The 13,095-nt window shown below is 45.4% G+C and carries 12 protein-coding genes and 1 riboswitch; of the genes, 3 read left to right on the plus strand and 9 right to left on the minus strand.

The window, feature by feature from the left end:
- Nucleotides 1–16: 16 nt before the first annotated feature.
- On the minus strand, nt 17–862 hold the full coding sequence (ku, locus tag N288_RS14740; protein WP_022544068.1) for a non-homologous end joining protein Ku: 846 nt from the start codon (nt 860–862) through the stop codon (nt 17–19).
- Between the two features lie 169 nt (nt 863–1,031).
- On the opposite strand from ku, the gene N288_RS14745 reads away from it, so the two are divergent.
- Nucleotides 1,032–2,870 (plus strand): DNA ligase D, encoded by a 1,839-nt coding sequence (locus tag N288_RS14745; RefSeq protein ID WP_009795521.1) that lies wholly within the window; start codon nt 1,032–1,034, stop codon nt 2,868–2,870.
- 60 nt (nt 2,871–2,930) lie between these two features.
- Here N288_RS14745 and dapF read toward each other — a convergent pair whose 3' ends face one another.
- Nucleotides 2,931–3,914: a diaminopimelate epimerase gene (gene dapF / locus N288_RS14750; protein ID WP_009795520.1), complete on the minus strand. Its 984-nt coding sequence runs from the start codon at nt 3,912–3,914 to the stop codon at nt 2,931–2,933.
- A gap of 158 nt (nt 3,915–4,072) precedes the next feature.
- Here dapF and N288_RS14755 point away from each other — a divergent pair, with 158 nt between their 5' ends.
- On the plus strand, nt 4,073–4,342 hold the full coding sequence (locus tag N288_RS14755; protein WP_009795519.1) for an RNA-binding protein: 270 nt from the start codon (nt 4,073–4,075) through the stop codon (nt 4,340–4,342).
- 43 nt (nt 4,343–4,385) lie between these two features.
- On the opposite strand, the gene N288_RS14760 is transcribed toward N288_RS14755, so the two are convergent.
- The 6 genes from N288_RS14760 to ribD all read right to left on the minus strand — a co-directional run bounded on the left by N288_RS14760 (nt 4,386) and on the right by ribD (nt 11,073).
- Nucleotides 4,386–5,630: an EAL and HDOD domain-containing protein gene (locus N288_RS14760; RefSeq protein ID WP_009795518.1), complete on the minus strand. Its 1,245-nt coding sequence runs from the start codon at nt 5,628–5,630 to the stop codon at nt 4,386–4,388.
- Between the two features lie 510 nt (nt 5,631–6,140).
- Nucleotides 6,141–7,436 carry an NCS2 family permease gene (locus N288_RS14765; RefSeq protein ID WP_009795517.1) on the minus strand — a complete coding sequence of 432 codons (1,296 nt, stop codon included), beginning with the start codon at nt 7,434–7,436 and terminating at the stop codon, nt 6,141–6,143.
- A gap of 114 nt (nt 7,437–7,550) precedes the next feature.
- Nucleotides 7,551–8,021: a 6,7-dimethyl-8-ribityllumazine synthase gene (ribH, locus tag N288_RS14770; RefSeq protein WP_022544069.1), complete on the minus strand. Its 471-nt coding sequence runs from the start codon at nt 8,019–8,021 to the stop codon at nt 7,551–7,553.
- Nucleotides 8,022–8,035: 14 nt separating this feature from the next.
- Nucleotides 8,036–9,229, minus strand: a complete 1,194-nt coding sequence (locus N288_RS14775) for a bifunctional 3,4-dihydroxy-2-butanone-4-phosphate synthase/GTP cyclohydrolase II (protein WP_009795515.1) — start codon at nt 9,227–9,229, stop codon at nt 8,036–8,038.
- 97 nt (nt 9,230–9,326) lie between these two features.
- On the minus strand, nt 9,327–9,977 hold the full coding sequence (gene ribE / locus N288_RS14780) for a riboflavin synthase (protein ID WP_009795514.1): 651 nt from the start codon (nt 9,975–9,977) through the stop codon (nt 9,327–9,329).
- Entirely contained in the window at nt 9,958–11,073 is a 1,116-nt protein-coding gene (ribD, locus tag N288_RS14785; RefSeq protein WP_009795513.1) for a bifunctional diaminohydroxyphosphoribosylaminopyrimidine deaminase/5-amino-6-(5-phosphoribosylamino)uracil reductase RibD, read from the minus strand. Before ribD ends, ribE begins: the two co-directional genes overlap by 20 nt.
- A 139-nt stretch (nt 11,074–11,212) precedes the next feature.
- Nucleotides 11,213–11,359, minus strand: a riboswitch (FMN riboswitch).
- Between the two features lie 164 nt (nt 11,360–11,523).
- Between ribD and N288_RS14790 the strand changes: the two genes are divergently transcribed.
- Nucleotides 11,524–12,360, plus strand: coding sequence for an EcsC family protein (locus N288_RS14790; RefSeq protein ID WP_009795512.1), 837 nt, complete (start codon nt 11,524–11,526; stop codon nt 12,358–12,360).
- A gap of 3 nt (nt 12,361–12,363) precedes the next feature.
- Here the strand turns inward: N288_RS14790 and N288_RS14795 are convergent, their stop codons facing one another.
- Nucleotides 12,364–12,939, minus strand: a complete 576-nt coding sequence (locus N288_RS14795; RefSeq protein ID WP_009795511.1) for a TlpA disulfide reductase family protein — start codon at nt 12,937–12,939, stop codon at nt 12,364–12,366.
- Between the last annotated feature and the right edge of the window lie 156 nt (nt 12,940–13,095).

The raw sequence follows: 13,095 nt of genomic DNA on the forward strand, positions 1-13,095 counted from the left end.
ACGGAGGCGGTTTTTCTTATGCTTCTTTCTTTTCCTTCGGCCGTGCAGCAGCCCTTTTCTTGCGCACGGCCGGCTTTTTTGGCTTTTCGGGCTTCGTATTGTCGATTGAAGCCTGCAATGCGGCCATCAGATCAGTTACATTTGATTTTGTTTCTTTTTCTGCAGGAGTGACAACTTCTTTGCCTGTCCGCTTTGCTTCGATCAGATCCAGAAGGGCAGATCTGTATTCATCTGTATACTTATCAGGCTCAAATGCCGTTGTCAGCTGGTCGATGAGCATGATGGCAGTTTCCAGTTCTTTATTAGTCACTTTATCCTCAGAAGGAACATTCGGGACATCGCCGGCTTTCCTCACTTCATCTGGAAAGTGTATCGTTTCCATAATCAGAGTATTTTCAAATACCCTGACAACGGCCAGCTGCTCTTTTGACCGGATGATGATTTTGGCGAGCCCAACTTTTTCCGAATCTTCCAGTGCTTTTCTTAAGAGTGAATAAGCCTTTCCTCCCCCATCCCCTGGAGACATATAATAGCTGCGGTCATAATAGATGGGATCGATTTCAGCCATTTTAACAAAATCGATGATTTCAACTGCTTTATCTTCGTTAGCCTGCTTCAATTTCTTTAAATCCTCGTCTTCTAGTACAACAAATTTTCCCTTTGTATATTCATAAGCCTTCACAATATCTTCTGGCTTGACTTCTGTTTCACAGACCGGGCAGATTTTTTCATATTTAATTGGAGAATGACACTCCTTGTGTAGAGTCCGCAGCTTAATGTCCTTGTCCTCAATTGCTGCATGAAGCTTAATCGGTATATTTACAAGCCCGAAGCTGATGCTGCCTTTCCAGATTGTATGCATCCTGATTCTCCATTCTATAGTCTTTACCTTTAATGTGCGATGATTCATCCTGTGAAATGCAAGATAACTTCTGCCATTGGAGTAGGATTCCCCCCAGAATGGAATAATGGAGGATGAGCCGTTTAAATGGCCGTGAATTTCGAATCCTGCCGAGGAAAGGAGTGTCACAATGAAACCGATGCTTCCGAGCCTTACCTTTGATGCGCCGGATGCCAAAGGATGGTTTTATGAAGTCAAATACGATGGATTCCGGGCCATCCTTGAGTGGAATGAAAAGGGGCTTTCTCTGACAAGCAGAAATGGCAAACCGCTGCTTGAACTTTTTCCCGAAATCAGATCGTTCCTTGAAGATAACCTTCAGCTGTTTCATCCTTTCCTGCCTCTTCAATTGGATGGAGAGCTTGTTTATTTAGAAAATAAACATAAAGCCCATTTTGGTTCTATCCAAGTAAGGGGGAGAATGCGTTCAGAAATGAGGATTCTGGAAAAAGCCAGGCAATCCCCATGCCGCTTATTGATTTTTGATGCATTAAAGCTTAAAGGGAAGAGCTTATCAGCACTGGGCTACAGGGAGAGAAAGGCAGCATTGGAGAATTTCTTCACTTCAGCAAAGCTCCCGCTTGAACCTGACGAAAAAAGCACAAAGCTTCTCCAAATGATACCTGGAAATGATGATTTCAAAAATCTGTGGGAACAAGTAATCCTTCATGATGGCGAAGGAATTGTGGCGAAACAGGAGAAAAGCAAATGGGAGGAAGGCAAACGCTCAACTCTGTGGCAAAAGTATAAAAACTGGAAATATGTTTCGTGTTTTATCACAGCCTATGAAAAATCCAATGGTTATTTCTATGCAGGCGTGTATGATGGCGGAAGGATCCACCCGATCGGCCAATTTATATTCGGGCTAAAGCCTGATGAAAAAAAGGCCCTTATGGACACAATCAAAAACAACAAAAGGGAAGAAGATGACAGATTTGTTTATGTAAATCCAGGCATTTGTACAGAACTAAAGTACCTGGAGATATATGACGGACAGATGCGCGAGCCCCATTTCCACCAATTCCGCTTTGACCTGAAGCCTGAACAGTGCACCTACAGCCAGTTTGCCGAACAGCAGAAGAATCTGCCTGATGATGTAGACATCACACATCCTGACAAGCCCATCTGGGAAACACCCGCCCTTAAGAAGATAGACTTCATCCATTATCTGCGGGAAATTTCCCCATATATGCTTCCATTTTTAAAAGATCGACTTCTTACCGTCATCAGGTATCCGCACGGTATTTTCGGGGAACCATTTTACCAAAAAAACGCACCGGACTATACACCTGAGTTTGTTGAAACAAAAATGTCAGATGGAATTAATTATATTGTCTGCAATAACCTTAAGACATTTCTCTGGCTCGGCAATCAGCTTGCCTTTGAATTTCATATACCATTTCAGACCATCAAAAGCAAAGGACCGTCCGAAATCGTCTTCGATCTGGATCCGCCGTCCCGGGACGCGTTCACCCTTGCGATTAAGGCCGCCATTATGATAAAAGAAGTGCTCGATCATCTTAACCTCACATCATTTGTAAAAACATCCGGGAATAAAGGGATTCAGGTTTATATCCCGCTTCCTGACAATGCCTACACATATGATGATACACGCCTGTTCACTTCTTTCATTGCTGACTATCTGATATCCAAAGAACCGGACCTTTTCACAACTGAAAGAATGAAGAAAAACCGGGGCGGCAGACTTTATGTTGATTATATTCAGCATGCAGAGGGAAAGACGATCGTGGCACCATATTCAGCCAGAGGCAACCAGTATGCCGGTATCGCGGCACCGCTGTTTTGGGAAGAAGTCAATGACCGGCTCAGGATGGAAGAGTTCCGGGTAGATAATGTGGTAAAACGGGTCAACAAACTGGGAGACCCGCTGCAAGGCTATTTTGCCGCAAAAGATCTGCAGGCTTTTTCACCGGTGCTTGAATTTTTGAATGCAGAAAAAAAGACCTGAAGGCCTGCAGTATATTTCTTCAAAAAAAGAATGCTGCGGCCGCAGCATTCTTTTCTCTTATCATAGATATTCTTTTATTATTTCACTGGCATGTTCCTGCAGCTTCCTATACTGTTCTTCTTCTGACTCAAAATATTCCTTTTCACCCAATGTAAAAGCCTTAGGCTGAGCAGAATCCATATAGGCATTTACACGGTACATATACGTGGCGTTCCCGATCAGGTCGATTGTATAACCGCCATTTGATTCATGTGCGATACACTGGACCTTCCCGCCATTATTATACACATCCACCGGCCTTTCAAGCTTATTCATCCCTTGAAGGCAGGATACCAGGGTCGAAGCTGACATTGCAGTTCCGCAGGCATTCGTGAAGCCCACTCCGCGCTCAAAAGTCCTCACGTAAATGCTTTCCTCTTTAAGAGGCTTGATGAAGCTTACATTTACTCCATCAGGGAACAGCTCATTCGGGCCATTGACATGTTCACTGATATTTTTCTGAAGATCTGATTGGATATCATCTTTACTGCAAACCGCAATCAGATGCGGATTAGGCACAGCCAAAGCTGTGAAATGAAGTGAATCTGACAGCGAGTTTATTTTTTCATTCTTCAATGTCTCCTGATTCAGGATTAGCGGCAAATCACGAATCTGGAAGGAGACTGGTGATATTTCAACAAGATAGGTTGGAATCTCCGGGAAGATATCCGGCCGTTTTTCCACCTTCAAATCCGCTTTCATTGTTTCAATGATGGCTTCCTTTAAACCAAATAATTCACATACATAGCGGGCGACACAGCGCAGACCATTGCCGCACATTGAAGCTTCTGAGCCGTCGGCATTGAAAACCCTCATCCGGGCATCGGCTTTATCACTCTTCATTGTAAAAAGAATCCCGTCTGCCCCCAGTTCAGAATCCCGTCGGCAAAGAGCAATGGCAAGCTCCCGCCGCTGCTCTTCCGTAAACCCATAATCCTTAGATATTTCATCTATCAGCAAAAAGTCGTTGCCCGACCCATGGCATTTTAGAATTTCTATTTCCATTTCAAAACCCCCGCTTTCCCTTTAACCTGCTAAATCATCATAATAATAGATTGCCATAAATTCCTCTGAAGTTCAATAATCCTCTTATGGACATTATGAGTTAGAATACAATATGGCGGGTATTAACCCTATGTGAAGGCCGGAGGTGAGTCAAAGCGATGCAGGATTATAAGTTCAAATTTTTCATCAGCAGGGTTGAAGAGCTCGAATCAGCAAATGGGATAACAGAAAAAACAGCTTTTGTTGATACGAGGATCCTTTACGGTGAACAGGAAATATACAAAGGCTCTATCCGGGTACGCTTCAATGATCATGGTACATTTCCCAACCCTGCGGACATCATGGCTGCTGTATCCCAGAAATCTTTAAGGCAGCTTTTGGCCGCAGAAGCAAAGAGATATGTTAAACCGCAAAGACGGTGGCTCTAACGAAGAAAGCGCCGCAAACCGGCGCTTTTGAAGTATGCTGCAATTATATGTAAAGAGATTCCTCTGAAAGCAGACTATTGGTCCATGCTATAGAATCGGCATATATCCGAAAAAGAGCATTCTCTTCTATATCAAGGCACCTGCTTTTTTCACTGATCAGCTCCCAGTCAGCCTTCTCAACAGCAACCGCAAGATCCAGCACATCTTTCAGAGGGTTTTCGATGCCCCTCAGCGCATCCCCTATTTCATCCTGCAGCGGCAGATCAGTCAATATATCCTCCATTGATGCCCCCAGGATGCTGTCCATCATTGAAAACATTCCTGTCAAAAAATACTGCGCATTCAAAGCCCCCTTTTTCCTTAGAACGGCAACAGATTCAGCCATCTTCGCCCTTATTAGGCAAATCCTGATTGTTTCCTTCTGGACTGCCTTCTTTTCCAAGGTAGACTCCCTGACAGCAAGCACATATATCCACTTTTGGATTTCATTCAGCCCCAGCAGAACCGTTGCCTGCCTGATACTGTTTATCTTGTGCTTTGGCCTGAAAGCCGGTGAGTTGATCAGCCTAAGCAGCTTATAAGAAAGCGATAAATCTCTTTCAATCAGATTTGATATCAAATCTATGCTTGGATCAGCAGTTGAGAGATTATGAATCATTTCGTAATAAGAATGAAAATAGGTCGGAACATCATAAGTTGATACAATTTCAGGCTTTTCAAAGAAGTAGCCTTGAAAATAATCATAGCCCCTTCTTCTCGCATCCTCAAACTCAGCTCTTGTTTCGACTTTTTCCGCAACCATTTTAAGCTTGAGCTTTTTGGCTTCCCGCTCAATCCTCTCCCTCATGCCGGCTGAAGAAGCGAGAAAATCCACTTTAATAATATCTGCATACTCTAGCAGCTGCTTTGAAAAAGGATTGTTTTCCTTGAAGGCGTAATCATCAAGCGCAATCTGATACCCCAGGCTTTTCAGTTCCCGGCAGATATCAATCAGATGGCTGCTGGGCTCTACCGTTTCCAGTATTTCCACAACAATTTCCCTTGGCCTGAAATAGGTCGGGAGCCGGAGTTTGAGCAGATTTTCTGTAAAATTAATAAAACAGGGTTTGCCTTCGGACAGCCTGTCGATTCCTATATTCAAGAAACTATTTATAATGACGTCGGCGGTCGCCTGGTCTCCGTTAATAAGGGGGAATTCGTTCACCTGGCTGCTTCTGTACAGCAATTCATAAGCGAATACTTCTTCCTTAGTGTTAAAAATCGGCTGCCTCGCAACAAAGACTTCCATTCTATAACCTCCGCTGTTATTCCAAATGTTAGGTTGTCTTTATTTTAAAACAATTTTTGCCAGTATGTCTGTCGAAGTTTGTAGAATGGTATATTTATTCGTTAAAAAAGACACCCTATTAGATGCCAAATATTAAAACTAGAAAATGTTTTACCTTTTAATCGGGCTGTTGTTTTCCGTTCCAGGCACTTCGCTTTCCGCGGGGCGGCGCTGAGCCTCCTCACGCTTCGCGCAGCGGGGTCTCAGCTCTGCCGCTAAAATCCCGCAGGAGTCTACGTGCCTTCCACTGCAAACAACAGGGTTTTCAAAGTTTTATTTATACCTGTAACAAGATGGCAGGCAAAACAAAAATCTTTAAGCAGTGAGATTATGATCTTCTTTTAAATTGCCAGATTGTCATTCTTACTCTAAATATCTCAATATAGGCAAAAAAAGGGTACGGAATGTGTTAATTCCGTACCCTTTTTTTTACATAGTGAACGCCAATGATAATGGCGCTTTTTTTAGAAATCAGCTGATGACATGAAAAACGAAGTTTGCCAGGAATAGTCCTGCGATTACATACAGTGCGACGGAGACTTCCTTCGCCCTTCCGATCGCGATCTTGAGGATCGGATACAGGATGAACCCGACGGCTATTCCGTCTGCGATGCTGTAGGTAAAAGGAATCATCGCTATGATGAAGAACGCAGGAAAGCTTTCACTCATATCCTTCATATCAAGATTGCGGATATTTTGGAGCATCAATCCGCCGATGATGATGAGGATAGGGGCAATCGCACTGTTAGGAATCAGCTTGATTACCGGAATGAAGAAAGCTGAAAGCATGAACAGAAGCCCTGTAGCCACTGTCGTAAGCCCAGTCCTGCCTCCTGCAGCCATGCTGGCTGCACTTTCGACGGTCGAAACCGTCGGACTTGTTCCGAAAAGGCCGGAAAGCAGTGCAGATACGGAATTTGCCTGAAAAGCCCGCTTGAAACGTTCCGGCTTGCCGATGAACGAAACATGGCCGTGAACCAGGCCGATATTTTCAAACACCAGGACCATGGTCAGCGAGAATACTGCCACCCAGAACGTTATGGAAAAGAAGCTTTCAAAGGACATTGCCCCGAAAACATCCAGATAATCGCCAAAAGAAAAAGAAGATTCTTTTGCCTGCGATACATCAATATTTCCGAACAGCAAGGCAATGAGCGTCCCCGCAGCAACAGTGATCAGAAAATTTCCCGGGACATTCCGCATAAACAGAACTATTGCCAGCAGGAATGTAATGATCGTCGCCAGCACCTGCGGATCTCCCAGATTGCCTAAAGCAATGAGCGAGTTGGTGCCTTTTTCCACAATGCCGCCCTTTTCAAGCCCAATCAGCATCAGGAATAACCCAAGGCCTACAGTGATAGCTTCCTTAAGCGACTGCGGAATGGCTGCACTCAGGCTTCCTGCAAAACGCGAAAAAGCAACGAATGCAAATACCATTCCGGAAACAAATACAACCGCCAGCGCTTCCTGCCATGAAAGCCCCATAGACTGCACGAGTGTGTAAGAAAACAGGGCATTGATTCCCATTCCAGGCACAAGAAGGATCGGTACATTCGCCCAGAATCCCATCAGGAAGCAGCCGACAACTGACGTGATGATGGTTGCCATGATGGCAGCTTCCAAAGGTATTCCGGCTTCCGAAAGGATGAGCGAATTGACGGCTATGATATACACAATGGTAAAAAAGCCGATAGCACCCGCCATCACTTCCTTCTTGAAGCTTGTTTCATTGGCATCAAGCTGGAATAATTGATTTAGCATTTTCATTAGTATTACCTATTCTGTTGTATAGCCCTCTCCCTACCCGCTCTCCCTGATAAACAGGTGAGCCACAAGGATATATTTTAGCAGACATTGAGTTCTCTGCCAATAGGAGACTCCTTAATTGGCCATTTCCCTGTAGAGATTCCCCATTTCTATCGCTCCTGCGGCAGCCTCCCAGCCTTTGTTTCCAGCTTTCGTTCCGGCACGTTCAATCGCCTGTTCAATCGTATCGACAGTCAGGACACCGAAGATGACAGGGATTCCGCTTGACATGCTGATTGAAGCCACTCCTTTTGATACTTCGCTGCTTACATAGTCGAAATGCGGTGTAGCTCCCCTGATGACAGTCCCTAGCGTTATGACGCTGTCATACTTTCCGGAATCGGCCATTTTCTTAGCCGCAAGAGGGATTTCAAAGGCTCCCGGCACCCACACGACCGTTACATCTTCCTCTGCAACACCGTGCCTTTTCAAGCTATCCTCTGCTCCAGACAGAAGCTTCCCGGTTATAAATTCATTGAACCTTGAAACAACAATAGCTATTTTAAGCCCAGTACCTACCAGATTTCCTTCAATCACTTTTTTCATCGTATTTTCCTCCATTAAAAAGTCAGCATATGACCTAATTTTGTTTTTTTGGTTTTCATATAGTTTTCATTATCTTTTTTAGACGGAAGCTGAAGCTGTACCCTTTCTGATACTTCCAGCCCATACCCTTCAAGGCCGGCGATTTTTCTGGGGTTATTCGTCAGGAGGCGCATCTTCCTTACGCCCAGGTCCCGGAGTATCTGTGCACCTATCCCGTAATCACGGAGATCATCCTTGAATCCGAGCATGTGGTTGGCCTCCACTGTGTCATAGCCTTCCTCCTGCAGCTTGTAAGCCTTCATTTTATTGATAAGGCCAATGCCCCTTCCCTCCTGGCGCATATACAGGAGAATACCTGACCCGGCTTCTTCTATTTGCTTGAGGGCTGCTTCAAGCTGAGGGCCGCAGTCACAGCGGTTCGAACCAAACACATCTCCGGTCAGGCATTCTGAATGCACCCTCAGAAGCACAGGCTCCTCTTCTGAAATTTCTCCCTTTACAAGGGCAATATGCTCTTTGCCATCCAGTTTATTTGTATAGCCAACCGCTTTGAATTGTCCATACTCAGTAGGAAGCGATATCTCCGCCTCTCTTTTAACGAGAGAATCATGTTCAAGACGGTACTCTATCAGGTCTTTGATAGTAATCATCTTTAGATTGAATTTCTCGGCCATTTCTTTCAGGTCATCCACTAATGCCATGGAGCCATCGTCCTTCATGATTTCACAGATGACTCCTGCTGGCTTTGCCCCGGCCAGACGAGCCAGGTCAACTGCCGCCTCTGTATGGCCTGCCCTCCTTAGGACACCGCCTTCTTTGGAAATCAAAGGAAATACATGTCCAGGACGGGCAAAATCTTCAGGAACCGAGCTTTCATCGAGAAGTTTTTCGATGGTCTGTGCCCTTTCAAATGCGCTGATGCCTGTCTTCGTCTCCTTATAATCAACACTGACTGTGAAAGCTGTACCATGGCTGTCTGTATTAACATCAACCATGGGATGGAGGCCGAGCCTGACTGCAAGCTCCTCTGTTACTGGCATGCAAATCAGACCCCTCCCCTCCTTTGCCATGAAGTTAATGGTTTCCGGCCCGGCAAACTCAGCAAGAGCAACCAGATCGCCTTCGTTTTCCCGGTCTTCATCATCACTTACAATCACAGGCCGGCCTTTCTTTAGTTCTGCAATAGCGTCTTCGATTGTATTGAACATGGTTACAGCTCTCCTTTGGTTAAGGTCAGATTTTTCCCCATTCATTCCTGGGTGAAAGACATGCCTTCTTTTATTGCTTAAGCTAGTTATCACGCTGTCACAAAAAGCCGTTTTCCCTCAGAAGCGCCTCTGAAACAGTTTTCTTTTCCGGCTTGGCGGCAGCCTTATTCATAAAGCTGTAAATATATTTCCCAAGCATATCAAACTCAAGATTCACAGTTTCCCCTGCTTCCTTCCCTCCCAGGATCGTATGACCTGCGGTATGGGGAATAAGCGAGACTGTCAGGGAAGAAGCTCCCGCTTCAAAAATGGTCAGCGAAACACCATCTACAGCTATGGAACCTTTGTCCACTGGCAAATGGGACCATTCCTCCGGCACTTCGATTTCATAATAGATGGCATTTTCTTCATGCCTTTTTCTAATGATCCTGCCTCTGGCATCTATATGCCCTGATACCAAATGCCCCCCAAATCGGCCGCCAGCTTTCATGGCTCTTTCAAGATTTACAGGGCTATTGCGCTTCAATTCGGCAAGGCTGGTAGAATGGTATGTTTCAGGCATAACATCAGCGCTGAATTTTCTCTCGGTAAAATCAGTGATTGTCAGGCAAACGCCATTTACGGCAATGCTGTCGCCAATCCCCGCATCTTCAAGTATCCTGCCGGCGGATATGCTGAGCTTTAAAGTTTTACCCTGGTGGACAATCTGTTCAACCCTGCCGACTTCCTCAATTAATCCTGTGAACATGATGGCCCTCCTCCGGCTGCGGCACCGCAATAATTTTCAGGTCCGGACCGATGCGTTCGGCCGATTTAAATGCCAAAGGAGTGGATTGATCCATTGAAGAGATCCCTTCTCCCCCGATGAATGGGACAGCTTTTCTTCCCCCTATGATTTTGGGGGCTGCATACAGAATGATCTGCTGAAATAGCCCTTCCTTAATGAAAGAAGCATGGATTTCAGAACCGCCTTCAACAAAGACAGAAAGAATCTGCCTTGTTCCTAATTCCTCAAGCACCTTGCCTGCTGGCACCTCTTCCTCAGGAAAATGTACAAGCTCCGTGCCCAGAGCTTTGATTTGCTCCGCCTTGCTGTTGTCATAATTGCTGCCGGTAAAAATGATGACCGGCGCTTTTTGATCATGCAGGATAGCTGCATCACCGGGGATCCTTAATGTGGAATCCAGTATTACTCTAATAGGGTTTTTTCCGCCTCGGGGCAGTCTGGCGGTAAGCTGGGGGTTGTCATGGATGACTGTGTTTACGCCCGTCAATATTGCGTCATGTTCATGTCTTAACCGGTGTACATCTTCCCTGGATTCTGGAGAGGTAATCCATTGGCTGTCACCAGTGTTCGCTGCTGTTTTGCCGTCGAATGATGCGGCGGCCTTTATCGTTACATATGGCCTGCTGGTCCTCATGAAATGAAAGAATGCGCTATTTATTTCTTCCGCTTCTTCCCGCCTGATTCCAACTTCCACTTCTATCCCTGCTGCTTCAAGCTTGGCAATCCCGCGGCCGGCGACAATCGGGTTGGGATCTATTGAGGCAATGACCACCCTCTTGATCCCCGATTCGATGATCAGGTCTGCACAGGGAGGAGTCTTTCCATGATGGCTGCATGGTTCGAGTGTTACGTAGATCTCTGCTCCCCTGGCAAGTCCATCCGCCATCCGGATGGCATGGACTTCAGCATGCTGGGTGCCAGCCTTTAAATGAGCCCCCATCCCTGCAATCTGCCCATCTTTTACCACAACGGCGCCGACACATGGATTGGGACTGGTCTGCCCGATTGTTTTCCTGGCCAGGGACAGGGCCAGATCCATATAATCTTCATCTGTCATATGTACACCCTCTTTTCCTATCGTTCAATTTTTTCTCTCCAGAAAAAACAGCAGGCCCCGTACAGAATTAGTACGGGGCCAAATTAGACATGACGAAATAAGCGTTCAAAACACAATGTTAAAAACGCGGTTCATACATCCATTCCTTCTCCCATCCAGACTATAACTGTCGGCTTTGGAATTTCACCAAATCCACCGTCTTCACTAAGCGTAAAGCCGGGTCACGGACTAAGAGGCATGCCTCATCACCGCCGGTTGGGACTTTCACCCGACCCCGAAGGAATATTATATTTATAATATTAAAGGCATCTTATCATGAATTATCTCTTACGACAATTCAGAGAACTTATGAGCCGCTAAAATTAATTAAAATAGTGCTTTTGCACCTGAAACCTTTGGATGGGGACAAACGTATTATGACTATTACAATCAGAAAGGAATATTACAACAATGCAGGAGACCAAACAAGAGCTGCAGTCTGAGCTGCAGAAATGCCAGGAATGGGAAGCTGATCAAAGCGGCCTATGGTTTTGGGAAAAAATCGGCAGGCTCCCATTTAAGGTGCTGGACAAGCTGACCCCGGCCATCATTCAAAAAAAGATGGGTGTTATGCTTGATGAGCTCGGCAGCTATATACAGACGGGCGGCAGCTATTTAAGCACCTCTAATTCCATTAAATCTTATTATCCGGGGCGGAATGTAAATACTCTTGAAGATACTGCTGTACTTTCAATCAAGGAGATGGACGGAGCAGCAGAAAAGCTGACAGGCTCCAGGAAGAAGCTTGCAGCCATTCAGGGGGCAGGGACAGGGTTTGGAGGATTGTTTACTTTAAGCCTTGATATTCCAGTTCTTCTCGGGATGCAGCTGAAGACCCTTCAGGATATTGCCATCTGCTATGGCTATGATCCGAAAAGCAAGAAAGAACGACTGTTCATCGTCAAGGCGCTGCAATTTGTATCTGCTGACATCGTTGGCAAGCAGGCTATTCTCAGGCAGCTTTCCGACATCGATTCGCCGGAAGAGGATGTACAGCGGGAAATCGCATCTGAGATCCAGGGATGGCGTGAAGTTGTCTTTGCTTATCGTGATCAGTTTGGCTGGAAGAAGCTTTTTCAGATGGTGCCGATTGCAGGGCTTGTCTTCGGTGCATTCATCAACCGCTCAGCAGTCGGGGATATCGGGGAAGCGGGCATGATGCTTTACAGAAAGAGGAAGATCAAGGAACGCCTGCAGGCAGCATCATCTGATATTTTGCCGACAGATACAGAAGAAAGGCTTCCATGAACATCATGGAAGCCTTTTGCTTTCTTTCTCTATAAAATCCTTATCCACAGCGCCCATAACCCTGCTTCTGATAATTCCGTCAGAATCTATAAAAAAGCTGGTCGGATAAGCCATAATCTCATACTCCCCCATGACCTGTCCCTTCACATCAAGCGGAATGGGAAAGGTAAGACCGTGGTCCTTTACAAAGTCCATTTCATCGCCTTTGTTCTTTTCAATAAATGTCATGTTGACAGCCAAGATTTCAAAATCCCCGATTGCTTTTTCTTCGTAAAGCTCCTGCATATCAGGCATTTCGGCCTTACAGGGCGGGCACCAGCTTGCCCAAAAATTAAGAAAAACCCTCTTGCCTTTATAATCACTGAGGCTCACTGTTTTTCCCTCTAAATCAGTCAGAGTAAAGTCCGGTGCTTTATTGCCCGGTTCAATCCCCACCGCTATTTCCTCCGGATTCTCCAGCCTTTCATATTTTTCAGCCGGCAGCACCTTGTTTACGACCCCTTTATCCTTTAAGAACGTCTTATCAATAACGAATAAAGCCAGCAAAATGATCCCTGCAACAAGAAGAAACTTTTTCATTCTACACCTCGGGCTATTATTAGCATTCTTATATGTCCTTAGCAGGCCTAAGCTGCATAGGCTTGAATATTCGTGCTAGAACACCATTTTAATATGCTATGTGATCTAAGTAAACAGGCGGCAATAAAAAAACCGGCACGCCGGCCGGATTGTGTT

The sequence above is a fragment of the Bacillus infantis NRRL B-14911 genome, from assembly GCF_000473245.1.
Lineage (GTDB): Bacteria > Bacillota > Bacilli > Bacillales > Cytobacillaceae > Bacillus_AB > Bacillus_AB infantis.

Excerpts from the sequence above, each read along its gene's own strand:
- N288_RS14795 (WP_009795511.1), bottom strand. The coding sequence starts at position 12,939 with ATGAAAAAGTTTCTTCTTGTTGCAGGGATCATTTTGCTGGCTTTATTC.
- N288_RS14775 (WP_009795515.1), bottom strand. The coding sequence starts at position 9,229 with ATGTTCAATACAATCGAAGACGCTATTGCAGAACTAAAGAAAGGCCGG.
- dapF (WP_009795520.1), bottom strand. The coding sequence starts at position 3,914 with ATGGAAATAGAAATTCTAAAATGCCATGGGTCGGGCAACGACTTTTTG.
- N288_RS14755 (WP_009795519.1), top strand. The coding sequence starts at position 4,073 with ATGCAGGATTATAAGTTCAAATTTTTCATCAGCAGGGTTGAAGAGCTC.
- N288_RS14745 (WP_009795521.1), top strand. The coding sequence starts at position 1,032 with ATGAAACCGATGCTTCCGAGCCTTACCTTTGATGCGCCGGATGCCAAA.
- N288_RS14760 (WP_009795518.1), bottom strand. The coding sequence starts at position 5,630 with ATGGAAGTCTTTGTTGCGAGGCAGCCGATTTTTAACACTAAGGAAGAA.
- N288_RS14765 (WP_009795517.1), bottom strand. The coding sequence starts at position 7,436 with ATGAAAATGCTAAATCAATTATTCCAGCTTGATGCCAATGAAACAAGC.
- ribE (WP_009795514.1), bottom strand. The coding sequence starts at position 9,977 with ATGTTCACAGGATTAATTGAGGAAGTCGGCAGGGTTGAACAGATTGTC.
- ku (WP_022544068.1), bottom strand. The coding sequence starts at position 862 with ATGCATACAATCTGGAAAGGCAGCATCAGCTTCGGGCTTGTAAATATA.
- ribD (WP_009795513.1), bottom strand. The coding sequence starts at position 11,073 with ATGACAGATGAAGATTATATGGATCTGGCCCTGTCCCTGGCCAGGAAA.
- ribH (WP_022544069.1), bottom strand. The coding sequence starts at position 8,021 with ATGAAAAAAGTGATTGAAGGAAATCTGGTAGGTACTGGGCTTAAAATA.
- N288_RS14790 (WP_009795512.1), top strand. The coding sequence starts at position 11,524 with ATGCAGGAGACCAAACAAGAGCTGCAGTCTGAGCTGCAGAAATGCCAG.